This is a genomic window from Hymenobacter sp. 102, from assembly GCF_049949205.1.
Taxonomy (GTDB): Bacteria; Bacteroidota; Bacteroidia; order Cytophagales; family Hymenobacteraceae; genus Hymenobacter.
In genome coordinates, this window is the sequence record NZ_CP188172.1 from 1,827,791 (window position 1) to 1,849,985 (window position 22,195).

General features: G+C 59.7%; 20 protein-coding genes. 8 read left to right on the top strand and 12 right to left on the bottom strand.

Annotation, left to right across the window (positions count from 1 at the left end):
* Positions 1-3 precede the first annotated feature (3 nt).
* Positions 4-1,209: a hypothetical protein gene (locus ACN19L_RS07845; RefSeq protein WP_426492965.1), complete on the top strand. Its 1,206-nt coding sequence runs from the start codon at positions 4-6 to the stop codon at positions 1,207-1,209.
* A 33-nt stretch (positions 1,210-1,242) separates the two neighbouring features.
* On the opposite strand, the gene ACN19L_RS07850 is transcribed toward ACN19L_RS07845, so the two are convergent.
* The 7 genes from ACN19L_RS07850 to ACN19L_RS07880 form a co-directional block, all read right to left on the bottom strand.
* Positions 1,243-3,630, bottom strand: a complete 2,388-nt coding sequence (locus tag ACN19L_RS07850) for a transglycosylase domain-containing protein (RefSeq protein ID WP_426492966.1) — start codon at positions 3,628-3,630, stop codon at positions 1,243-1,245.
* Positions 3,631-3,818: 188 nt separating this feature from the next.
* Positions 3,819-4,205, bottom strand: coding sequence for a hypothetical protein (locus tag ACN19L_RS07855; RefSeq protein ID WP_426492967.1), 387 nt, complete (start codon positions 4,203-4,205; stop codon positions 3,819-3,821).
* On the bottom strand, positions 4,193-4,585 hold the full coding sequence (locus ACN19L_RS07860) for a hypothetical protein (protein WP_426492968.1): 393 nt from the start codon (positions 4,583-4,585) through the stop codon (positions 4,193-4,195). The genes ACN19L_RS07855 and ACN19L_RS07860 overlap by 13 nt, the downstream gene beginning before the upstream one ends.
* A gap of 1 nt (position 4,586) precedes the next feature.
* Positions 4,587-4,829, bottom strand: coding sequence for a hypothetical protein (locus ACN19L_RS07865; protein WP_426492969.1), 243 nt, complete (start codon positions 4,827-4,829; stop codon positions 4,587-4,589).
* Positions 4,830-4,856: 27 nt separating this feature from the next.
* Positions 4,857-6,482 carry a DUF4173 domain-containing protein gene (locus ACN19L_RS07870; protein ID WP_426492970.1) on the bottom strand — a complete coding sequence of 542 codons (1,626 nt, stop codon included), beginning with the start codon at positions 6,480-6,482 and terminating at the stop codon, positions 4,857-4,859.
* Between the two features lie 64 nt (positions 6,483-6,546).
* A complete protein-coding gene (locus ACN19L_RS07875) occupies positions 6,547-6,840 on the bottom strand; it encodes a winged helix-turn-helix domain-containing protein (protein ID WP_426492971.1) in 294 nt (97 codons plus the stop codon).
* A 107-nt stretch (positions 6,841-6,947) separates the two neighbouring features.
* Positions 6,948-7,622, bottom strand: coding sequence for a hypothetical protein (locus tag ACN19L_RS07880; protein ID WP_426492972.1), 675 nt, complete (start codon positions 7,620-7,622; stop codon positions 6,948-6,950).
* Positions 7,623-7,905: 283 nt separating this feature from the next.
* On the opposite strand from ACN19L_RS07880, the gene ACN19L_RS07885 reads away from it, so the two are divergent.
* The 5 genes from ACN19L_RS07885 to ACN19L_RS07905 all read left to right on the top strand — a co-directional run bounded on the left by ACN19L_RS07885 (position 7,906) and on the right by ACN19L_RS07905 (position 11,150).
* Positions 7,906-8,181: a hypothetical protein gene (locus ACN19L_RS07885; protein WP_426492973.1), complete on the top strand. Its 276-nt coding sequence runs from the start codon at positions 7,906-7,908 to the stop codon at positions 8,179-8,181.
* Between the two features lie 90 nt (positions 8,182-8,271).
* Entirely contained in the window at positions 8,272-8,700 is a 429-nt protein-coding gene (locus ACN19L_RS07890) for a hypothetical protein (RefSeq protein WP_426492974.1), read from the top strand.
* Between the two features lie 53 nt (positions 8,701-8,753).
* Positions 8,754-9,551, top strand: coding sequence for a class I SAM-dependent methyltransferase (locus tag ACN19L_RS07895; RefSeq protein ID WP_426492975.1), 798 nt, complete (start codon positions 8,754-8,756; stop codon positions 9,549-9,551).
* A gap of 37 nt (positions 9,552-9,588) precedes the next feature.
* Positions 9,589-10,464 carry a UbiA family prenyltransferase gene (locus ACN19L_RS07900; RefSeq protein ID WP_426492976.1) on the top strand — a complete coding sequence of 292 codons (876 nt, stop codon included), beginning with the start codon at positions 9,589-9,591 and terminating at the stop codon, positions 10,462-10,464.
* A gap of 62 nt (positions 10,465-10,526) precedes the next feature.
* Positions 10,527-11,150, top strand: a complete 624-nt coding sequence (locus tag ACN19L_RS07905) for a hypothetical protein (RefSeq protein ID WP_426492977.1) — start codon at positions 10,527-10,529, stop codon at positions 11,148-11,150.
* Between the two features lie 144 nt (positions 11,151-11,294).
* Here ACN19L_RS07905 and ACN19L_RS07910 read toward each other — a convergent pair whose 3' ends face one another.
* Both ACN19L_RS07910 and ACN19L_RS07915 read right to left on the bottom strand, forming a co-directional pair.
* A complete protein-coding gene (locus tag ACN19L_RS07910; protein WP_426492978.1) occupies positions 11,295-11,942 on the bottom strand; it encodes a DsbA family protein in 648 nt (215 codons plus the stop codon).
* A 41-nt stretch (positions 11,943-11,983) separates the two neighbouring features.
* A complete protein-coding gene (locus ACN19L_RS07915; RefSeq protein WP_426492979.1) occupies positions 11,984-13,417 on the bottom strand; it encodes a Gfo/Idh/MocA family oxidoreductase in 1,434 nt (477 codons plus the stop codon).
* A 562-nt stretch (positions 13,418-13,979) separates the two neighbouring features.
* On the opposite strand from ACN19L_RS07915, the gene ACN19L_RS07920 reads away from it, so the two are divergent.
* Entirely contained in the window at positions 13,980-16,337 is a 2,358-nt protein-coding gene (locus tag ACN19L_RS07920; protein ID WP_426492980.1) for a T9SS type A sorting domain-containing protein, read from the top strand.
* A 76-nt stretch (positions 16,338-16,413) separates the two neighbouring features.
* Here ACN19L_RS07920 and rho read toward each other — a convergent pair whose 3' ends face one another.
* Positions 16,414-18,669 carry a transcription termination factor Rho gene (rho, locus tag ACN19L_RS07925; RefSeq protein ID WP_426492981.1) on the bottom strand — a complete coding sequence of 752 codons (2,256 nt, stop codon included), beginning with the start codon at positions 18,667-18,669 and terminating at the stop codon, positions 16,414-16,416.
* Between the two features lie 482 nt (positions 18,670-19,151).
* Between rho and serS the strand changes: the two genes are divergently transcribed.
* Entirely contained in the window at positions 19,152-20,426 is a 1,275-nt protein-coding gene (serS, locus tag ACN19L_RS07930) for a serine--tRNA ligase (RefSeq protein WP_426492982.1), read from the top strand.
* Positions 20,427-20,510: 84 nt separating this feature from the next.
* On the opposite strand, the gene ACN19L_RS07935 is transcribed toward serS, so the two are convergent.
* Positions 20,511-21,725: a sensor histidine kinase gene (locus tag ACN19L_RS07935; protein WP_426492983.1), complete on the bottom strand. Its 1,215-nt coding sequence runs from the start codon at positions 21,723-21,725 to the stop codon at positions 20,511-20,513.
* Positions 21,726-21,751: 26 nt separating this feature from the next.
* On the bottom strand, positions 21,752-22,195 hold the full coding sequence (locus ACN19L_RS07940) for a response regulator (protein ID WP_426492984.1): 444 nt from the start codon (positions 22,193-22,195) through the stop codon (positions 21,752-21,754).

The following is a 22,195-nucleotide window of genomic DNA, read 5'->3' on the forward strand; positions in this document are numbered from 1 at the left end:
CCAGTGCGGATTGTTACCCGGCTGTTGGCAGGAAGTGCGCTGCTGCTGATTCTGTACCTGAACGGCAAGCTTTTGTATGCTCCCTCGCTGAAGCCGGTGCAGGGCCGTCCGATAAACCAGGAGGTAGTAGCTCAACTGCAGTTTCTGCGGGGGAGCCTGCGGGCCGGGGCAGGCGAGCAGATGCAAGCCCTATACCCGGAAGGCTTCGTGTATCTGAATGCACTGTACGCCCTGAGTTGGACCGAACTGCTGCCCCATTTGGCTGCCGGCTCGGAACTGCATCAGCAGGCCCGGCAGGAAACAGAATGGGCCCTCAGTGAAATGCAGCGTCCGGCGGCGCGCTCCATCTTCGAGTCGGATTTGCCACTGCCTTACGGGGCATTTTACCAAGGCTGGTCGGCGTATTGCCAGGGGCGCTACCTGCACGCGCTGCCGCCCACTCAGCGGGATACAGCCGCCCTGCGCACTTTCAACCGCCACTGCGCGGCCATTGCCACCGCCCTCAGCACCAGTCCTTCGCCCTACCTGGAATCCTACCGCGGAGCTGCCTGGCCCGCCGATGGGATACTGTGCGCCGCCGCCCTGGCCTGGCATGACCGGATACAGCCACCCTTGTATCAGTCGCTGCTGCAGCACTGGCTGCAGGCCGTAGATTCCCGGCTGAATACCAATCGGCTGATTCCGCACGAGGTAAAAGCAGGCTCCGGAGCCGTATTAACCCCGGCCCGGGGTTCTTCGCAAAGCCAGCTGCTCAACTTTCTGATAGAAATTGATTCCGCCTACGCCCAGCCGCACTTTCAGCGCTACCGGGCTTTATTTCTGACCAGCCGGCTAGGTCTGCCGGGTCTCCGGGAGGCAGCCGCGGGCACGCCAGACGCGGAGGATATTGATTCCGGCCCCGTTATCTGGGGAGTGGGCGGCGCGGCATCTGTAGTAGGCCGACGTACCATGCAGCGTTTCGGAGACTCTACTACTGCTGTGGGCCTGCGTAACAGTATTGAGGCGTTTGGAATGCCTTGGCATGATGCTGCGGGCAAGCGGTATTTGTTCGGACAGCTGCCCATTGCCGATGCCTTTATTGCCTGGGGAAATGCTGTGGAAGCTACCCGGCCACTTAAGGCAATACCCGGCTGGCGCACCACCTTTCAACTGCTGTCAGTGATGGTAGTGGCCGGGTTGGTTGTGCTATGGCGTAGGGTGGAGAAATAAGCCTTCCCCAGGCTATGCTCCCGGCGGTCCGTACTAAAGCCCGCCCAGGCTATCCGGTAGTGGCACAGAGCCGTTATTCAGGTTTTCCAGCAGGTTATCCACCACAATGGTATCCACAGACTCCTCGCGGCGACGGCGGCGCGGCTCCTCGGTTACGCACACGTACTTTTTGGTGATGGTAACGGTCGGCTTGGGAAAGGGGCCCATCCGAATGTCGAGGTCGGGGTCCTGATACACCTTTTCCATGTAGGTGCCGAAGATGGGCAGAGCCATGCGGCCGCCTTCGCCCTGCTGGGAGTTCAGGAAGTGGATGCTCCGGTCTTCACCGCCTACCCACACGCCGGTTACCAGGTCTTTGGTGATGCCCATGTACCAGCCGTCGGAGTAGTTGCTGGTGGTGCCGGTTTTGCCGCCAATCTGGTTGTTTTTCTTCCAGAGTTCATAGTCCCAGAGCGCCTGCGAGGTGCCGCCGGGCTCCTCCATGCCGCCGCGCAGCATGTAGGTCATCAGCCAGGCCGTTTCGGCCGGAATTACGCGCTTCTGCTGGGGGTCGAACTGGGCCAGCACGTTGCCATTCACGTCCTCAATGCGCGTAACCAGCATAGGTTCGGTGCGGAAACCCTGGTTGACGAAGGTGCTGTAGGCATTCACCATTTCAAACACACTCACGTCGCCGCCCGAGCCCAGCCCGATGCTGGGCACTGGCAGCAGCTTGCTCCGGATACCGACCTTGTTGGCGTATTTGGCCACGTTATCCCAGCCGACTTTCTCGGTGAGCTGGGCCGTGACGGAGTTAACGGAGCGGGCCATGGCGTAGCGCAGCGTCATGTTCATACCGGTGTACTCGCGGGTTACGTTGTCGGGCTGCCACTGCATGGGCTGGCCGTTTTCCACGTAGTTGATGGTTACCCGCTCGTCCCGGATTCGGTCGCAGGGTGAATAGCCGTTATCCAGGGCCGTGAGGTACACGAAGGGCTTGAAGGTGGAGCCAGCCTGGCGCTTGCCCTGCTTCACGTGGTCGTACTGGAAGAAGCGGTAGTTAAGGCCCCCCACCCAGGCTTTCACCTGCCCGGTGAAGGGGTCCATCGTCATCATGCCGGCGTGCAGGAAGTGCTTGTAGTAAGCCAGCGAGTCGAGCGGGGACAGCATGAGCGTGGTGTCGCCGTCACCTTTCCAGGTAAATACCTTGGTAGGGTGCTTGCGGTGCAACGCTGAGTCCAATAGATCGGGGCGGCCCTTGTAGCGGGCGGCCAGCTCCTTGTATTGCTCGGTGCGCTTCATCTGGGTTTCGATGAAGTCGGGAATTTCCTTGCCGTCCTCGTCCACCCAGGGGTTGGAGTCCCGGTTGCGCCAGAAGTTGTCGAAGGTACGCTGCAGGGACTTCATCTTCTTCTGCACGGCCTCCTCGGCGTACTGCTGCATGCGCGAGTCGATGGTGGTGTAGATGCGCAGGCCGTCCCGGTACATATCGTAGCCGTTCTGCTTACACCACTCGTTCACGGCCTGACTCACGGCCCCGCGGAAGTAGGTTTCGGGACCGTCCACGTGCTTTTCTACCTGGTATTTCAGGGCAATGGGCCGGGCCTGCTCCTGCTGTACCTGGGCGGCCGTGAGCACGCCCGCCTGCCCCATGCGCGTGAGCACCAGATTGCGGCGGCGCTGGGCAGCCTGAGGGTGAAACTTGGGGTTGAAGGCCGTGGGGTTGTTGAGCATACCCACCAGCATGGCGGCCTGCTCAATGGTGAGGCTGTCGGGGGAGGTACTGTAGAAGGTTTTGGCCGCCACCTTCACACCGTAGGCCTGGGAGCCGTACTCCACGGTGTTGAAGTAGAGGGCCAGAATTTCGTCCTTGGTGTAGCGGCGCTCCAGCTCTACGGCCGTGAGCCACTCCTTGGTTTTGCTGATGATAGTGCCCACCAGCGGTACGTGGCCCAGCAGGCCGGTATTCTCTTTACGACGGGTTTTGTAGAGGTTTTTGGCCAGCTGCTGCGTAATAGTGGAGCCCCCGCCCCCGCTGCCGCCGGTAGCCACGCCCTCCACGGCCCGGGCAATGGCCGTGGGGTCGATGCCAGAATGCTGCTGATAGCGCACATCTTCCGTTGAAACCAGGGCTTTGATCAGCCAGGGCGACATTTTGCTGAGCGGCACCGGGGAGCGGTTTTCGCGGAAGTAGCGGCCAATCAGTACGCCGTCGGCGGTAAATACCTTGGAGGGCTGTTCCACCCGGGGGTTTTCCAGCTCCTCTAGGCTCGGCGACTTGCCAAACAGGAACAGAAAGTTCATGCTCACCAGAATCGGGTACAGCAGAAACGTACCGGCCCCCAGCACAAAAATGGCCCACAGCGCCCGGGAAACGCGGTTGGGCCAACGACGGGCGGGAGCAGGAACGGCAGGTTTATCGGACGGCGTAGGAGCGGGCATGCAGAGCGCAGTGAGGCGAACCAAGCCGGCCGGGCCGGTTTGGGAGACGCAAATATACCAGTTGCGGCCGGGTCGTGGGTAGTTTGTTAGTTAGCGGGAAGGCGCCTGCGGCGGATAACCGGAGGGACTATACCTACCTACCCTGACCGCCACTCACCTCCGTGCCTGCAGAGCCGATTCCAACCTCTTCAATCCGTCATCCGCCCACTGAGGAAAGCCACCAACCCGATACCTGCCGCAACGGTTATGCAAGCCGCGCCGACGTATCCGCCCCAGGAGGCCAGGCACCATAGCCACCGCCAAGCCTGATTCTTGAGCATTGCAGCTATGCGGCCCGCTGCAAGAGCCGCCAGCCACGGCAAGCTCACCACGCATCCGATGAACGTCGCGCCAAACCACACCCCGGTCTGCGGGTGATGCGGCCAGATTTCATCCTCGAACACCAGATTCAGGATGCAGAAGGCCATACCGCCGGCCAGCCACCACGCCGCCCGGGGCACGGCGGGCAGCACCGTATCCAGCCCGAACCGCCACAGCCGCCCGGGCAGGGCATCCAGCCAGCTCACGAAGGCCATAGCGGGTTCAGCGGCAGCCAGCCGGCTCCCACCAACACCAGCAGGAGCAAACTAACCAAGTGAAAGAACGTGCACAGCCAGAACACCGCCCCCGCGAGAGAGGCCCGCGTATCCAGCAGGCTGCCCGGCGACGAGGGCAGCGCCAGCGGCAGCGTGGCCCGGTACAGCACCACGGCGTTGGCCGCCGTTGTCAGCAAAGCCAGCAGCCATTTCTGCTGCCACAGCTGCACGAGGTAAGCCAGGGTGGCTTCATCGGCCGCACCCAGACGGTACCAATTCGGGATTTGCCACCACGTCCAGAGCAGGGCGCAGGCGGCCAGCAGCACCGCCAGGCTGCGGCCGGCGGAGTGGGGCTGCAGGAGTACAGGAGCACTTGCCATATCAGCGGACGGCCAGGGGTTGCGGGGCATTCGGTCCCCACAGCAGCATCACGTGCAGCAGCGTCCAGAGCACGGAGCCCAGCAGCAGGGTGGCGCAGGGCAGCACTACTACCAGCAAACGCTGGGTACGAACGACGAAGGTGGCGGCCCGCTCCCGCCAGGTGAGCAGGGCAGCCAGGGCAGCCACGCTGCCGGCGCACCAGAGCAGGCCTAGCAGCGTAAATCCAAGTTGTAGCAGATGCATAGAAAGGAGGGAAAATTGGGCGAGTGGCTACTGGTTGCGCAGGGTTTCGTAGGCTGCTGCCTCGGCTTGCGTCCAGCTCTGCCAGCGGTGGTACTGGGGGTAGTTGCGCTGCCAGGCTGCAACGCGGTGCCGGATAGCGGCTTTGGCCTGCTCGGATGTAACGGTACTCTCGTAATAAGCCCCGGGTGGGCTGATGATGATGCGCGTGGCCCCATCCAGTATACTTTGCCGGGCGACCAGTTCGGGCAGTACCCGCTCGGGCATTGCCAGCAAAAAACCCAGATTGATCGTCCGGAAGCGGGGGCTGAGGTTGTAGCGGGCAATCCAGATTTCCCAGTTGCCCAGGACCAGCACCAGCAGCAGTGCATAGGCCGCCAGTCCGTTCAGCCGCACCAGCGAATAAGCCGAACGCCGCTGCCAGATCTTGAGCAGCACCGTCAGCAACCCGAACAGGGTGAGCACCAGAAAGCCGTACACCCCGATGCGCTTGTAGGCCAGCTCCGTATGCAGGATGTAATAGTAGTTGCGCAGGCCCACCGAAATAGTCAGCACCACGTTTTGCAGCACCCACACGGTAGCGCCCCAGCGCAGGGCCGGCAGGCCGGGCTGGTAGAAATTAAGGTTGCGGCGGAAAAACCACAGCACAATGCCCATAGCCACCAGAATGCTCAGAATGAGCACATACGTGCCCTCGTGCACGAACTGAGTGAGGTCGAAGCCCGGCTCGGGCCGGAAGCCCAGCCAGATCCAGCGCACATCGATGACGTTGACCACCAGCAACAGCCCGTTTACCAGTCCGAACACCGCCAGCGCGGCCAGGTATTCCTTGCGCAAATCCAGCAGCTTGGTGGAGCGCAGCCGGAAATCGGGCTGGCGCACCCCGAACGAGGCCACCCGGTTGCGCTGCCGCCGCACAAACTCCCCAAACCGGGACTCGTGGTCAAGAAAGAAATGAAACGGCACCACCACCAGGGCCCCGGCCGTGAGCATGAGCCCCAGCAGAAAAAACAGCAGATGCGGCACCGAGAAATTGGGCCACAACGCCATCAGCCACTCGCCTACCTGCGCCAGGGCCGTATCCGTCAGCGCCTCGTAGCGTGGGTTGGCCAGCACAAACAGCACGTGAAATACCAGCAGCACGCCCATCGGCACCACCAGCAGCCGCCCATAAAAGCGCACCCGGTTCCAGCGGCTCGTTTTGCCCGCTGGCAGCCGCAGATACGGTAGCAGCCCCGGCAGCACCCGCATGGCATTGCCCAGGGCCGTGAACAGGGCGTACGCTACCAGCTTAAGGTGGGGCTGATTCACGTAGCCCAGCAGCATTATCAAGGAAGCCACGCAGGCTAGCTGGGCCGCGCCCGAGCCGTACCACACCACGCCGCCCGCGCTAAGCACCGTGCCAGCCACCATCAGCCAGAAATAGCCCGAGCGCCACACGGCGGCATTTCGGCGCTGGCTAACCAGCGTAGCGCCCAGCACAAAACCCGTGTACAAAGCCAGGTTAAGGCCCCGTTCCTGATTCCAGAACAGCACATCAAACAGCACGGCGCCCAGCGGAATCAGCAGCTTTTGCAGGGCCGTGAGCGGCAACGGCACCCGGCGGGTGGTAGCGTAGGCTCCCGGAGCGGGCACGGCAGTGGGTACGACAGTCATAACCAGTTTTTTTATTTTAAAAAGAACTTTGTATTTCAAAGTTTAAGAACAAAAAAATAGCTCCTTATCCGCGCAGCAGTTTTTCCAGGGCCGCCAGGTGCTCCTGGAAAGCCGTTTTTCCCTCGCCGGATGCCGCGTAGGTGGTATTAGGCTTCTTGCCGATGAATTGCTTGCTCACGGTTACGTAGCCGGCTTTTTCGAGGGCCGAGACGTGGCTGGCCAGGTTGCCGTCGGTTAGGTCCAGGGCCTCTTTCAGCTCGTTGAAGCTCACCGATTCGTTGGCCATCAACACGGCCATAACGCCCAGCCGCACGCGGTTGTCGAAGGCCTTATTGAGGGTGTGAATGAGGTGTTTCAAGAGGAAAAGCTAGGAGTTGGGAGTCAGGAATTGGGAGCCAGAAGCTGGGAACTGGGAGTTAGGAAAGAGCAGTCGTAGGTAATTCCTTCCACTTTCTCTCCTGGCTTCTAACTCCTAACGCCTGCCTCATTACGCTCATACCGATTGTACATCAGCAGGCCGTAACCGATATGGCCCAGGCCGAAACCAAGCGCAAAGAACGCCAGCCCGAAGCCAGGGAACAACATGGCCACCAAACCCAGCAGAATTTCGGTCAGGCCCAGCCACCGGATTTCGTCGAGGGTGTACTTGCTGCCGTTGAGCAAGGCTAGGCCGTAGAACAGCAACATGCCCGGTACCACCAGTCCCACCGCGCCCTGTACAAACAGGGCCAGGCAGAACAGGCCGCCCGCCACCAGCGGAATGGCCAGGCTCAGGGCCAGCCGCCGCCCCAGCGCACTCCACACCGGCTGCCCGGCCCGGCGGGCCCGCCGCACCGTGAAGTACGTAGCCACTGCCAGCGCCGCGCCCACAATGCCCACGGCCAGCAGCAGCAGAAACGGCAGCACCAGTAGCCGCTCCTCGGGCGTACTTTGCAGCAGGCGCATAAACCCGCCGTAGGAGTAGCCCTCGGCGGCGTAGCGCTGCTGCAGGTACCAATGCCCCACCCCGGCCCCCGCCAACGCTACTACCCCCGCCCCTACCCCGGAAAGGCCGCTGAGCGAGATAAAGCGCGACGACCGTTCCATGATGGAGCGGATTTCGGTGAGTTGAGCTAGCGGATCAAGGGCGGGCTTGGCCATATCGTCTAAAGAACTTTGCGTTACAAAGCAACCACATTTTTAGCTAGTAGCAAACACTTTCACTGTATTTTTCTCCCTGACCATAAATAGCCGGATTTTAGCACCAAATCATTTATGGAAGTCCTGGCTCTGGGGACTGATTATTTCAATACCAACAGTGTGGATCTATTTAGTCAGCAACAGGCCTGGCCTTGGTTCTTTTCGTTTCATCCCTCCTTACCTCGTATATATTAGTGTTACGCGGGGTCTTCCTGCATTACTTGGGGCTTGGCTACGGCGTCGGATGATGCAGTGGGTTTTCCGCAGCAGCAAATCCTACCTGCAGCTGATCTGGCGCACTGCGTTTGTATTCGAGGGGTCAGTGGCTCTACTCTTGCTTGCCTATTTCCTGCCTGTAGTTGCTTCCGGTTATGAAAACCGGGAATACCGGCCTGCTAACCTCTTATTGCAGATGTTCTTCGGTTTGAGCTTACCGTGGCTACTTTCTTCAGTAGCCGTTGCGTGGTGGCTGTATCCTTCCCAATATGACACTGATATTCCCAACAAAAAAACGGATTAATACAAACCAACCGGTTTTCAGGGTTCGTACCTGCATATAGGCTGCCCGCTCAGCAGCCGGGTTGGTTTTACTATTCTGAATATTACGACTATGCTCCATCATGACGCCACTACCAGTCACTCTACCATTACCCGCACCCTGATTCTGTGGCTGCTCAGCAACCTGGGCGGCACCTTATGGCTGCTGGTTGACTTTGCTTCTGACCGACTGGAGGACTACTCTATTGCCTTAATGGCGGGTCTGATGAGTGCACTGGTATCCTTGGCCATTGTGCCGCTGGTGATACCCTTTTTCACGCTGATGAGCGGCTTCCGTACCGAGTGGTCGCGCCGCACGATGGCGCTGGCGGGCGTTACGCTGTTCTTTTTGCTGGCCAATCAGCTCCTGCTGCTGCTGATTCCGGTGGATTCGCTGCGGGGGCTGCTGCCCATGTCGCTGCCGTATTGGGTAGCGGCGGTGCTGGCGGTGCTGTGGCTGTACGGGCCGGCCAAGCGGGTGGCGGTGGCAGCAGGCCGGTAGCGGCCGGGACGCGCGGCCCTAGCTTTTACGGAAAAACCTGCGTAAGCTACCGTATGAAGCTACGTTTCCAGCTGTTTGAGTTTGAAGACCTGCCCTGGTTTCCGCGGGTGATTCGGGCGGGCATGATGGACTACCTGCGGTTTATGATTTCGACGCTGCGCACCTACCAGCCCATTGTGCCGCTGCTGCAAGGTGCGCTCCGGCAAACCGGGCAAACGCAGCTGCTGGAGCTGTGCGCCGGAGCCGGGGGCGGCACGGCCGGGGTCCTGCAGCAGCTACGGGCCAGCGGCCTTCCCAGAGCCCGCGTACGGCTCACCGACCTGTACCCGCAACCGGCAGCCTGGCAGGAACTGCAGCGCACTACGCCCGGCCTGGAAGCGGAACTGCAGCCCGTGGATGCCACGGCCGTACCCACCGCGCTGCCGGGGTTTCGGGTGGTATTTTCGGCTTTTCATCACTTTCCGCCTGCTGCGGCGGAAGCATTGCTGGCCGATGCCGTGCGGCAGCGGACCGGCATTGGGGTATTTGAAGGAGCCGGCAAGCACTGGCTGGAACTGGTATTGGCCGTTACGGTGCTGCCCGTAGCGCAGCTGCTCATCACGCCCTTCATCCGGCCGTTCAGCCTGAGCCGGCTGTTTTTCACCTACCTCGTGCCGCTGATTCCACTGTTCACCATCTGGGACGGCTGCGTGAGCATTCTGCGGATGTACCCACCGGCGCAACTGCTGCGGCTGGCCCACCGCGCCGACCCTGAGGGGCGGTTTGCCTGGCAGGCGGGCAAAGTGCAGCATAGCTGGGGCCCGCAGGTGACGTATCTGATTGGTACGCCCCTACTCCCGGATAACGCGTAGCTTGCGGCTCCTCGTTGTCTGCTCTTGCCTTCCCCTCATGCCTGCCTTTGCCGCTTACCGCCGCGCGCTGCCGCTGCTGCGCATCCCCTTCTCCGTGTACCTGATGCCAGTGTTCTGGTTTGGCCTGAGCGCCCTGCGGGAGCCGTTCAGCGGGTGGCGGGCGGCGGGCGTGTTTGTGGTGCTGCACCTGCTGGCCTACCCTGCCTCCAACGGCTACAACAGCTACTACGACCGGGACGAGGACAGTATCGGGGGACTGCGTAACCCGCCCAAAGTATCGCTGGAGCTGCTGCATCTGGTGTGGCTGTTTGATGTGCTGGCCGTGCTGGGCGCGGCTTCGTTGAGCTGGCAGTTTGCCGGGCTGGTGGCGGTGTATCTGCTGGTATCGAAGGCGTATAGCTTTGAGGGAATTCGACTTAAGAAATACCCGCTTATCAGCACCGCGGTGGTAGTGATATTTCAGGGTGCGTATACCTTTCTGATGACGCAGGTGGGCGTGGGCGCCTCGCCGGATCAGCTGCGGGAGCCGAGCAACCTCCTGCTGGCGTTGGTAAGCAGCCTGTTTCTGGCCGGCTCCTACCCGCTTACTCAGGTGTACCAACACCAAGAAGACGCCCGGCGCGGCGACCGGACGCTTAGTTTGCGGCTGGGCATCCGCGGAACGTTTGTGTGGGCGGGCCTGGCCCTGATGGCGGGCGCGGCACTGCTGGCGGCCGTGTACGTGCAGCGGCAGGAGCTGCGCCACCTGGTGCTGTTTCTGGTGGCTACTGGCCCGGTAGTGGGGCTGTTCCTCAGCTGGGCCCGGGCAGCCTGGCGCAATCCGGCCGCCGCCGACTTCGACCATACTATGCGCATGAATCAGGTTTCCTCAGTCTGCCTGAGCCTGGCGTTTGCCCTGATGCTGCTGTGGTAGCCCAGCTTAACAAGCGCGCTGCCGCCTGCGTAAAGGCGAACTCACAGTTTACCTCTCTACCCATGCGCTTCATCCTGCTATTGCCCCTGCTGCTGGCCGGGGCATGTTCAGCCCCCGATCAGCCAGCCGCCACGGCCCCGCTGGCAGGCCCCGATACCGCCACGGCTCCTCTTCAGCCCCTGGATACCACCCGGCCCGCCACGGTACCCGCCCAGGCCGATACCTTGCTGACCAGCCGTAGCCGACATATATTTTCCGCTGCCAGCACCCCGGATGTTTTCACGCTCATGCTGCGCGGCTCTTCAGTTCTGAGTGCCGAGGCTACTTTCACCATTACTACAACCGGCGGGGAGGTCATTTTCCGGGAAATTCTGTCATCGGCCGATTTGGAGGCGGCGCTGGTGTACGAGATGAAGGGCCCTACCGCCACGCAGGCGGAGCGCGAAGCCTACGTGCGGAAGCGGGTGCGGGAGTTTTTTGCCGAGAAGAACTTTAAACGGCCCGCCGTACCCACTTCAGCCGTTTTCCCGGGTCCCGGCGCAGCTCCCGCCGGCCTCGACCGCGCCGCCTGGGACGACCTGCGTAGCCGCCCTACTGCCGTGGCGTTCCACTACCTGCTGGGCAAGGAAGACCGGCGCGCCGTGGCCTGGTCCCCGCTCCGCAAGCAGGTCGTCCATATTCCCTGAACGGCACATCCAGCCAAAACAGAACGCCCCTTATGGTTGGTATAAGGGGCGTTCTGTTTTGGCTGGATACAAGCTCGCTAGTGGTTTTATCAAAACGACTTGACGCTGCCGGCATTGCTGGCGTCCTACTCATGTGCGGTGGTTCTAGGCCTCCAGCAGCGCCTGCTCCAGCGCGCTGCTGAAAGCTGGGTAGGGCTGGTAGCCCCGGGCCAGCACGTAGCCCTGCGACCCTACCCGCAGCACAACCGTCGGGAAGCCATGTACCCCGATTTTGCCAACCGCCGCAAACTCCAGAATGGTGCCCCGGATAACTTCCCGGCTTTGCAGCCGCTCCTGAAAGTCGGCGGCATCAAGGCCGTAGGCTGCCACCAGCGGCGCGTACGTAGCCGGGTTGTTAAGGTCGGTCCCATCCCGGAAATACGCCTGCTGCACTTCGTGGGCGAACTGCGCGGCATTGGCCTGCCGCAGCTGCCGGAAAGCGTGAATAGCCCGACACGGCAGCTCTGAGTTGAGCACGTAGCTCCCCTCCTGCCCCAGCGCCCGAAAGGCCGGCCCAAACTCCACGCCCGTTACCTGCTGCACCTGCCCCAGCGCCCCCGATAGCACCGGCCACTGCTCCCGGATAGGCTCCACCTGCTCGCCGGTAATCATGCCACCGCAGAGCACCGATACCTCCACGCGGCCCGCAAACTCCTGCTGCACGCGCTGGATAACCGGGCTCATGCCATAGCACCAGGCACACAATGGGTCAGAAATATAAAGCAGTTCGGGCAGGTCGGGCTGTTGTTCCATAGCCGCAAAGGTAACGCACGCGCCGCAGGCGGCCCGCTGCCTCAGGCCGATTTGGGCTCAGGGCCCCGGAACACGTCGGTACCCGGTACGGCGGGCAGCTTCACGGGCCGCCCTTCCCGCGCCGATTGGTAGATGGCCTGCATGATGCGTTGGTCCTGCAGGCCCTCCTCGCCGGGCGTGTGGGGCGGCTTGTTTTCCAGAATGCACTCCGAGAAATGGTCCATTTCGGCGGCAAACTGGTTTTTGGCCGGAATAACAATCTGGTTCTGCATTTTAGCCGGGCCCTCGGCCTGGGAGGTCTGCAGCTGCTGACCCGTGTAGGCGTAGCCGTTGTGGAGGTGCAGCCAGCCTTTTTCCGCATTCACGCGGTAGAAGCGGGAGTCGTGGGTGTTGTAGTGCGTAATGCTGTCCACCACCACGCCGTCCGGGAAACGCATCTGCCAGCTCATCAGCTCCTCTACCTCCTTGAACAACGGGTTGCCGGGCGTGCTGTGCATGTAGCCGAACACCTCGGTGGGCTCAGTACCGAGGATGAACCGGGACGTATTCAGGCAGTACAGGCCAATATCGGGCAGCGCGCCGCCGCCGGCCAAGGCTTTCTTGTGCCGCCAGTGGTCCACGTTGGCCGAGCTTTGGCTGTTCTGGGCCTGAATGTATTTAGGCTTGCCGAACTTGCCGGCCCGCACCATGTCGCGCACCAGGCGGTTATAGGGCTCGTACTGGATGCGGTAGGCAATCATTAGCTTCACCTGCGCCTTTTTGCAGGCCTCAATCATCAGCTCACACTCCCGCACCGAGTTGGCCATAGGTTTCTCGCAGAGGATGTGCTTGCCGGTTTTGGCACCCCGAATCACGTACTCGGCGTGCAGGGAGTTGGGCAGCACAATGTAAATAGCCTTTACCTCGGGGTTATCCTTGAGCTGCTCGTAGTTTTCGTAGCTGTAGCAGCTTTCGGGCTTGATGCCGTACTGAGCGGCCACTTTCTTCAGCTTCTCCGGCGAGCCGGTGACCAGGGCCACGGGCTTCGATTTTTTGCACTCCCCGAAAGCCGGCAGCAACTCTTCCAGCGTCAGGTGGCCCAGGCCCACCAGCGCGTAGCCCACCCGCTCATCAGGCGGCAGCGGCGTAGGTGTGGGCCCGGCCTGTGGGTCCACCTTCGATTTCCACTCTTCCAGTACAATAGGCTTATCGGGCGCGGCGGGTACCTGGGCCGGGGGCGACACGGCCTCGGAAGATGCTACCTGCGCGCCCCCGGGGGCAGTGTAGGTGGTGGAGGCATCTACCTGGCTGGCGGGTGTGCCGGTGGTGGGCCCGGCGGCCGATGGCTTATCGGGGGTGGAGCTGCAGCCGGCTAGCGTGCCGGCCGCCACGCTCACCGCCAGCCCCCGGCCCGCCAGATTTAAAAACTCCTTGCGGGATACCTCTTGGCCGGCGTGGCGCAGAACAGTGTTAAGCAGCTCGTTGGTGAAGGACATAAACTAAGAAGAAATGTGCATGCCTTACATAAGGCTGTATATTCTTCCCCTACGGCATTGTCACCCGCTTTGATATGATCGTCTATACCTGTCCTTCTTTACTGCTCACTTTTAAGCATCCCTGTTAGCGTTACTCGCTAATCATACGTGCGTTTTTTGGCATGCCAACTCATCAGCAGGTCTGAAAGCGAATGGTTATTTGAGACGTACACAATCTGTTATATAACAACAGATCATATTAATTAAATACAATAAAGACAATTCTATTCCCATTTCCAATTCCTAGAATTGTTCAGCTTGCGAAGCCTATACAATATAATAATTTCTGCTCTATATAAGCATTTCAATAATAATTTTTCAGATACTATTATATAGAACACCTTTAATTATTTTTGATTAACCTGCTAACGTATAGACAATTACCTACAAGTTTTAATTTTCTTGCTATAAGGCTCATTTTAGTGTCTGAACGCTTCATTTTTGTATCTAAATGGGAATGAATAAAGGGTTATCCACAAATAGATCCTATATTCGAGATATCAATCACTCTGTGCCTCTTCAAATGCTCAAGAAAATTACACCTGTGCAGCCCAGCTTGAATCTTTTGTCAAGAGCAAGTCTGTTTTTAGCCTTAGCGGCCCCCCTGTCCTCAGTTGGCGCGACGTTAAAATGGGTAGGGGCCTCCGGGGCGTTGATCACTGCCAGCACAAGCTGGGTCGTGGTTGACCCAGTCTCATATCAGCCAACGGGCGCTGGTAATCAGGCCCCCACTGCAGCTGATGTGCTGGTATTTGATGGCGCGCAAACCCCAACGGTTAGTGTTCAGACTACCGCAGCTGATTTCAACATCAGCCAATTGTTCCTGATTAACAACATAAGCACCTCATTCATTGCGCCTTCCAATGGCAATGGTGATGGCACCATTATTCTTACCAACAATATCTCCGGTGACGATTTTGTAATAGGAGCCGGTTCCAGCCTGACGCTGAGCACCACCGCTTCCACCACCAACCGCTATACTACCCTTAAGCTGAATACGGGTGCCACGGCAGCAATAGCGGGCACTCTTACCCTAACCGGCAACGGTAATGGAACCCCCTTACCCCAGCGTTTAATTGCCGCTAGCCCCAGTGCTATTCAAGTCCAAAGTGGCGGCTCCATCGTGGCCGGTAATATTATCGGCTATCCTTTCGGCACTAACGGCACCATCCCGACAGGTAATAACAATACAAATTCCGACGTAGCATCTACCGCCGGGTCGGTTGTATTCAACGCCGGAGCCACGTTCCGGCAAGTAACCGGTGGTGAACCATTCGGAAACGGCTCAACAGGCGTAGCCGTTTTCAACAGCGGAAGCACGTACATTTACTCAGGTGGTACGTTTTCCTCGGTAGGACAACAGTATGGCAACCTGCAGTTGCTGGCCGCTGCCACGGTGGCGGGCACGGCTAACTTAACCATACTAAATGACCTGACCGTTACTGGCGCAACCGTTAACCTGAACGTGGTTGGGACTGGCACCACTGCTGGAACCAGCATTGGTGGTAACGTATTTATCAACAGCAATGCAACGCCTACCGCGGGTGCATTGAGTTTCGCTCCGGCTAATGCCAGCAACGTCATCTTCAATGGTACGGCTGCCCAATCGGTTGGCGGCATTGGTTCCGGTAGTGGTTCCGGTACGTTGTCTTTCGGTAACAATGCCCGGCTGGTAGTTAACAATACGTCTGGGACCACCACAGGGGTGACGCTACTTAAGCCCCTGACGGTTGCGGCCGGCCTGACACTGACCGATGGTGTACTGACCACTTTGCCTGTAGGTGGGGTAAGCAATGCGCTTACTGTGCCCTACAACGTAACCAGTAGCACCGATGCGCTTGTTACCGGCGGCAGCAGTTCGAGCTTCGTGAGTGGACCGCTGACGCGTTCTACGAGTACTGCGGCCACCGGCCGTCCGAACATTGTGTACCCTTTAGGCTCAGTTCGGGCTGGAGCCTTGGCGTATCGCCCGATAACTTTTTCGCCTAACCAACCCTCGGCCAACACCTACACTGTTCAGCAAGTAGAAGGAGCTCCGACTAACCGCACGTTTCCATCGGACAACAGCATCAGGCGGGTATCTCGCATTCGGTATTACACGCTAACACCAGGCAGCGGTGCTACTTTTAACAACGCAACCATTACCCTGACATTTGGCCCCGATGACCAAGTAGACAACGGAAATTTTTTGCGGGTAGCGCAAGGAGTTGGAACTACGTGGGCTAATTTGTTTGGTAACGCTAGCTTTACTTCTACCACGCCTCCTTTTTTCTCGGGCTCCATTCAATCAAGCCAGCCATTCAGTACCGGTGGGGATTTTGTCTTAGCCAGTACCCAGCTTAGTCAAGATCCTGGCAACAACCCACTCCCCGTTACGCTCACCCGCTTTTCTGCCACGGCAAAACCCACAAGCGTATTGCTTACCTGGGCCACGGCAGCAGAGTTACACAATGCTTATTTTGAGGTGCAGCGCAGTACCGATGGGCAATCATTCAGCACATTGGGCAGAGTGCAGGGCGCAGGCACCACCAGTACCGGAGCTACCTACCACTACTCGGATAGCAAGCCCCTGACGACCCAAACGTATTACCGGCTACGGCAGGTAGACGTGGACGGTACGTCGTCTTTCTCGTCCGTCGTTACGGTTAGCGGCAAACTGGCAGCCTCCTTTTATCCCAACCCCAGCAACGCTTTCATTACGCTGCCCGGCACCACACAAACGGTGCAATACCGCCTGTACACGACTACCGGAAAAATCCTGCTGGCCGGCAGTGCCCAGGGCGGCAGTACGCTGGACATTCAGCGCGTACCGGCGGGCATCTATTTCCTCGAAATCAGCACGAATGGTCAGCACAATGTGCAGCGTTTTGTGCGGCAGTAAATCTCAAACCAGACCATAAAAAAGCCTCCGTTGCAGCTGCAACGGAGGCTTTTTTATGGCGTATTCCAGCTAGTAACTAGCCGTTCATGGCTAGCAGGAACTCGTTGTTGTCGCGGGTACCTTTCATGCGGTCCTTCAGGAACTCCATGGCTTCGGAAGCCGTCATATCCGACATGAACTTGCGCAGCACCCAGATGCGGTTCAGCTCGTCCTTGCTCATGAGCAGGTCTTCGCGGCGGGTACCGGAGGCGGGCACGTCGATGGCCGGGAAGATGCGCTTGTTGGCCAGCTTGCGGTCCAGCTGCAATTCCATGTTGCCGGTGCCTTTAAATTCCTCGAATATAACCTCGTCCATCTTGGAGCCGGTTTCGATGAGGGCCGTGGCAATAATGGTGAGCGAGCCACCATCTTCCACGTTGCGGGCCGCCCCGAAGAAGCGCTTGGGCTTGTGCAGGGCGTTGGCATCTACCCCACCCGACAGGATTTTGCCCGAAGCCGGCTGCACCGTGTTGTAGGCGCGGGCCAGGCGGGTGATGGAATCAAGCAGAATCACCACGTCGTGGCCGCACTCCACGAGGCGCTTGGCCTTTTCCATGGCAATGGTGGCAATTTTCACGTGGCGGTCGGCCGTTTCGTCGAAGGTGGAGCTGAGCACCTCGGCTTTCACCGAGCGGGCCATGTCCGTTACCTCTTCCGGGCGCTCATCAATGAGCAGAATCATCAGGTACACCTCGGGGTGGTTCTCGCTGATGGCGTTGGCAATTTCCTGGAGCAGTACCGTTTTACCGGTTTTGGGCTGGGCCACAATCAGGCCCCGCTGGCCTTTGCCAATGGGGGCAAACAAATCCAGAATGCGGGTGCTGTACTGCGCGGGTTTGGTGGTGAGCTTCAGGCGCTCCTCGGCAAACAGCGGCGTGAGGTTGTTGAACGGTATCCGGTCCCGGGCTTCTTCTACCGAGCGGCCGTTGATACCGTCCACGCTTACCAGGGCAAAGTACTTCTCCCCGTCGCGCGGGGGCCGGATGGTACACTTCACCGTATCGCCGGCTTTGAGGCCGAATTGCTTCACCTGCTGCGGGGCCACGTAAATATCGTCGGGCGAGGCGAGGTAATTGTAGAAGGGACTACGCAGGAAGCCATAGCCGCCGTCAGGCATCATTTCCAGCGTGCCCTCCCCGGGAATGGTAATATCAAATTCCTGGCGGGCCGGGCGCTGCTCTGAGCGGTCAGCGCGGGGCTGGTCGGTGGCACCACTGGTTTGCCGCTCAGCTTGGCGCTGCTCCTGCCGTTGCTGGCGCTGCAGCTCCCGGGCAGCGTACCGCTCTTCGCGGCGCTGCTCCCGCTGCTCACGGGAATCAGTGCGGCCACCCTCGCGCAGATTGCGCGGCTGGTCGTTACGGGGTTGGTCGTTGCGGGGTTGGTCGTTGCGGGGTTGGTCGTTGCGGGCTTCGCGGGCCACGCCATCCTGGCGAAAATCGGCGCGGGGCTGGTCGTTGCGGAACTCCCGGGGCTGGTCGGCGCGGCCATTGCTCTCGGCCCGCACCTCACCGCGGTTTTCCTGGGTCACTTCCCGACCGTTGCGGTACTCGCGGCCATCCCGGAAGATACGGGGCTGCTGCTGCTGCTCGGGTCGGTTTTCCCGCAACGGAGCCGGGGCAGTGGGGTCAATGGGCTGCACTTCCCGGGTGGGAGCGGTCACAGCTTCGGGAGCAACGGGCGCTTCTTCGCCGGTTTCCGGGGCAACGGCTACATCCGAGGATGCGGCCGGGGCAGCGGCCCCAATGGGCCGGCCGGCCCGATCGGTGCGGGCCCGGCGCTCCGGGCGCTGGTATAATTTTACGGGCCGCACCGCACCATCCGCCTCTTCCGTGGCCGAAGCAGCACCGGTTTCAGCCGGGGCAATTTCCGCCGCCCCTGTTTCGGCGACTGGCTCAGTATTGGTGGCGGATGTTTCAGGGATTACGGCAGTTGGAGCCGGGGCAATTTCAGCTACCACGGGCGTTTCGGCGGGGGTAGTGGCTTCGGCGGCTACTGCAGCGGCGGCGGCCACTTTGCTCCGGGCCGGACGGGCGGCTGCAGCGCGCGGGGCCCGGGTAGCGGCCGGCTTGGCGGCCGGTGCTGCCACCGTAGCATCTCCTTCAACGGCACCAGTTGTGCCCACCGGTTTCACTTTTTGGGGAAGTTTATCGGCTGGCGTGATGGCTTGCTGGTCCAGAATCTTGTAAATCAGATCCTGCTTGCTGAGTTTCTTGAAATTGCCAACTTTCAGGTTTTCTGCAATTTCCTTCAATTCGGACAGTAAACGGTCCTTTAACTCGTCAATAGTGTACATATAAAAGCGGAGCGAAAAGGGGCGGCTAAAAGCCTACAATAGGGCAGCACAGGCCATTCCGGGCACAGAAGGTAGCCGCAACGCGGCGCCCGACGCAGAAAAAAGCGAGAAACTAAAACCGAGGGTGGAGCCGGCTGGAGCAAAAGCGAAATACGGACCAGGCTCGTAGAAAAGATGCCCCGGGGTCCGCCAACCATTGCCGGCTTATACGTGCAATGTTAGCGTAATACCGGGGAACTGCCAAATTGTATTTCAGAATTTGCAAGTTCCCCGGTAGTACGCAGAGTACAGCCCAAAGGATGCAGCGCCCCAACCACTTATCAAGGGGCCGGAAGCTACAGGGTATCCGCCGTCTATTGTGCTTCGGGCGGCGGTAGTGGCGGGCCCCGGCCGGCACCAAACCGGGGAAACTACCGGCAGGCACTACATCTGCGGGCGTAAACTTCTACTTTTGCTACTCTGTTTCCCGAGTCCTCTGTGTTATGCTGCAAGTTTCCGTTCTAAAAGAAAATACCGCCGCCGTGCTGGCAGGCTTGGCCAAACGCCACTACCCCACCGCCGAAGCCGATGTGCAGGCTATTCTGCGCCTCGACCAGCAGCGCCGGGAGCTACAAACTGCCCACGACCAGGCGCAGGCCGAAGCCAATGAGCTGGCCCGGCAGATCGGGGGGCTGATGAAGGCCGGTAACAAGGCCGAGGCGGAAACGCTGAAAACCCGCACTGCCGAACTGAAGCAGCTCACCAAAACGCATGCTGAGGAGCTCACGCAGGTAGAGCAGCAGTTGCAACAACTCCTGTACAAGCTGCCCAACGTGCCCCATAGCAGCGTACCTGCCGGCCGCTCAGCCGATGATAATGAGGTAGTGCGGGAAGTGGGCACCAAACCAACCCTGGCCGCTGATGCCAAGCCCCACTGGGAGCTGATTGAGCAGTATGATATCATCGACTTTGCTCTGGGCAACAAGATTACCGGGGCCGGCTTTCCGGTGTATAAGGGCCAGGGGGCCCGCCTGCAACGGGCACTCATCAACTTTTTTCTGGATGAGGCCCGCAATGTCGGCTACACGGAGATTCAGCCCCCGATTCTGGTGAATGAGGCCTCGGGTTACGGCACCGGCCAGCTGCCCGATAAGGAGGGCCAGATGTACCACGCCACCGCCGACGATCTGTACCTGATTCCGACGGCCGAGGTACCCATTACCAACCTCTACCGCGACGAAATCATCAACCCCGCCCAACTCCCGATTCTGAACACGGGCTACACGCCCTGCTTCCGCCGGGAAGCCGGCAGCTGGGGTGCGCACGTGCGCGGCCTCAACCGCCTGCACCAGTTCGATAAAGTGGAGATTGTGCAAATTACCAAGCCCGAGAACAGCTACGCGGCTCTGGAAGGCATGGTAAGCCACATTGAAAACCTGCTGCAGAAGCTGGAGCTACCCTACCGCGTACTGCGCCTGTGTGGCGGCGACATGGGCTTCACCTCGGCCCTCACCTACGACCTGGAGGTGTGGAGCGCCGCCCAGCAACGCTGGCTGGAAGTAAGCTCGGCCTCGAACTTTGAAACTTACCAAGCCAACCGCCTGAAACTGCGCTACCGCACCGACAACGGCAAAACCCAACTCCTGCACACGCTCAACGGCTCGGCCCTGGCCCTGCCCCGCATTGTGGCGGCCCTACTGGAAAACAACCAGACCGCCGAGGGCATCCGGCTACCGGAGGTGCTGCATTCCTACTGTGGGTTCACCCACATTGGCTAGTCCAGCCAATTCCTGGAAAAAAGTCCGGCCCCGCTGCAGTAGCGGGGCCGGACTTTTTTCCAGGAATTGGATTGCGAGAAGTCGTTAGTCCGGTCGGCCGAGATACACCCGAAACAACGTGCCTTCACCCTCCACGCTTTCTACCTCAATGCGGCCCCCGGCCGTCTGGACCAAACGGTTCACCAGGAACAGGCCTACCCCCGTGCCTTCTACGCCTGGGTGGAAGCGCCGAAACAGCTGAAACAGTTCCGTCCCGTGCCGGGTCAGGTCCAGTCCGAGCCCATTATCCTGCACCTCCAGCACCGGCTGACCGTGGTGGTAGTGCGTTCGGATGCTGACTTCGGGGTGGCGGCTGGGGTGGCGGTATTTCAGGGCATTGGATACCAGATTCAGCACGATGGTGCGTAGGTTTGCCCGCTCGTAGATTACCTCCGGCAACTCACTCACCTCCACATGCACATGGGCTTTGGTGTCGCGCACCTGGGTGCGGAGCGAGTTGCATACTTCCTGCACTACCTCGCGTACGCTTACCTGCTCAGCACTTTGGTTGCCCATGCGGCGCTGCTCCTGCACTACCATGGCCAAGTCAACAATGGTGGTAGATAGCGCCTGCAGCGAAACGTCAGCGAGCCGCAGCACCTCCTCATCTGAGGGGTCGGGGAAGGTAACTACGCGGCGCAGCTCGGCAAATAGGCCCTGTAAGTTGTGCACCGGCTGACGCAAATCGTGCGAGGCGGCGTACACAAAATTATCGAGGTCAGCATTGGTGCGGGCCAAGGCCTGGTTGATGGCGGCCAGCTCCTGGTTACGAGCCTGTAGTTGCTGGCGGGTAGTTGTCAGTTCGGCAAGCGAATCACGCAACTGCTGATTGATCAGCTGCAGCTCGGCGTGGTAGCGGGCCTGGTACTGGTACCACTCGGTTTTCTCGATGGCGTGCCGCACGGTTTTAGCCAGCAAGTCCCGGTCAAACTGGCCCTTTATCAGATAATCAGCGGCCCCACCATTCAAAGCCTGAACAGCCAGTGCCTCATTGCCGCTGCCGGTTATCATCACCACGCACATGGCTCCGGCCGGTACTTGCGCCCGGCACTGCTCCAGCACCTGCAGGCCATCCATATCCTGCAGGTTATAATCCAGCAGCATACAATCGGGCTGCAACTGCCCGTAGAGCTGCACAGCTTCCTGCCCGGAAGCTGTTTCATAAAACTCCAGACTCTCATAGCCCAGTTGCCGGCCCAGAAAGCGACGATACAACACCCGGTCGGTTACGTTGTCGTCAGCCAATAAAATCTTTTTCACAGGAGCGGGAAACGGGGTAGTTAGAACTAGGTTACCGGCAATTCCACGGTTTCCAGCCAATAACGGACAATAAGCTGAATTTTATCTTCCAAGGCACTATATTCAATAGGCTTGGTCAGGTAGCTGTTAGCTCCCAGCTGGTAGCACGCTTCAATATCCTTTACGTTGGAAGACGTGCTGAAAATGATGACCGGAATGGTACTCAGCCGAGGATCAGCTTTTATTATTTCCAACACCTGGCGGCCATCGGTGCCAGGCATGTTCAGATCGAGCAGCACAATGGCGGGCAGCACCGCTGGCCACGCAGTGTTGCGACCGTAGCCCTGCAAATACTCCAGGGCCTGGTCACCATCGGCGCACCGCAGTACCGGATTTTGCAGGGCATGCTTGCGGAATGCCCGGCCCAGCGCAGTAAAATCCTCTGCGCTGTCCTCAACTACCAGCACGGGCTTTAGGGAAGCAGAACTCAT

Bases quoted from the DNA above. Each gene is read 5' to 3' on its own strand.
- ACN19L_RS07850 (WP_426492966.1), bottom strand. From the start codon at position 3,630: ATGCCCGCTCCTACGCCGTCCGATAAACCTGCCGTTCCTGCTCCCGCC.
- ACN19L_RS07855 (WP_426492967.1), bottom strand. From the start codon at position 4,205: ATGGCCTTCGTGAGCTGGCTGGATGCCCTGCCCGGGCGGCTGTGGCGG.
- ACN19L_RS07860 (WP_426492968.1), bottom strand. From the start codon at position 4,585: ATGGCAAGTGCTCCTGTACTCCTGCAGCCCCACTCCGCCGGCCGCAGC.
- ACN19L_RS07865 (WP_426492969.1), bottom strand. From the start codon at position 4,829: ATGCATCTGCTACAACTTGGATTTACGCTGCTAGGCCTGCTCTGGTGC.
- ACN19L_RS07870 (WP_426492970.1), bottom strand. From the start codon at position 6,482: ATGACTGTCGTACCCACTGCCGTGCCCGCTCCGGGAGCCTACGCTACC.
- ACN19L_RS07880 (WP_426492972.1), bottom strand. From the start codon at position 7,622: ATGGCCAAGCCCGCCCTTGATCCGCTAGCTCAACTCACCGAAATCCGC.
- ACN19L_RS07885 (WP_426492973.1), top strand. From the start codon at position 7,906: ATGATGCAGTGGGTTTTCCGCAGCAGCAAATCCTACCTGCAGCTGATC.
- ACN19L_RS07890 (WP_426492974.1), top strand. From the start codon at position 8,272: ATGCTCCATCATGACGCCACTACCAGTCACTCTACCATTACCCGCACC.
- ACN19L_RS07895 (WP_426492975.1), top strand. From the start codon at position 8,754: ATGAAGCTACGTTTCCAGCTGTTTGAGTTTGAAGACCTGCCCTGGTTT.
- ACN19L_RS07900 (WP_426492976.1), top strand. From the start codon at position 9,589: ATGCCTGCCTTTGCCGCTTACCGCCGCGCGCTGCCGCTGCTGCGCATC.
- ACN19L_RS07905 (WP_426492977.1), top strand. From the start codon at position 10,527: ATGCGCTTCATCCTGCTATTGCCCCTGCTGCTGGCCGGGGCATGTTCA.
- ACN19L_RS07910 (WP_426492978.1), bottom strand. From the start codon at position 11,942: ATGGAACAACAGCCCGACCTGCCCGAACTGCTTTATATTTCTGACCCA.
- ACN19L_RS07915 (WP_426492979.1), bottom strand. From the start codon at position 13,417: ATGTCCTTCACCAACGAGCTGCTTAACACTGTTCTGCGCCACGCCGGC.
- ACN19L_RS07920 (WP_426492980.1), top strand. From the start codon at position 13,980: ATGCTCAAGAAAATTACACCTGTGCAGCCCAGCTTGAATCTTTTGTCA.
- rho (WP_426492981.1), bottom strand. From the start codon at position 18,669: ATGTACACTATTGACGAGTTAAAGGACCGTTTACTGTCCGAATTGAAG.
- serS (WP_426492982.1), top strand. From the start codon at position 19,152: ATGCTGCAAGTTTCCGTTCTAAAAGAAAATACCGCCGCCGTGCTGGCA.
- ACN19L_RS07940 (WP_426492984.1), bottom strand. From the start codon at position 22,195: ATGAGTTCTGCTTCCCTAAAGCCCGTGCTGGTAGTTGAGGACAGCGCA.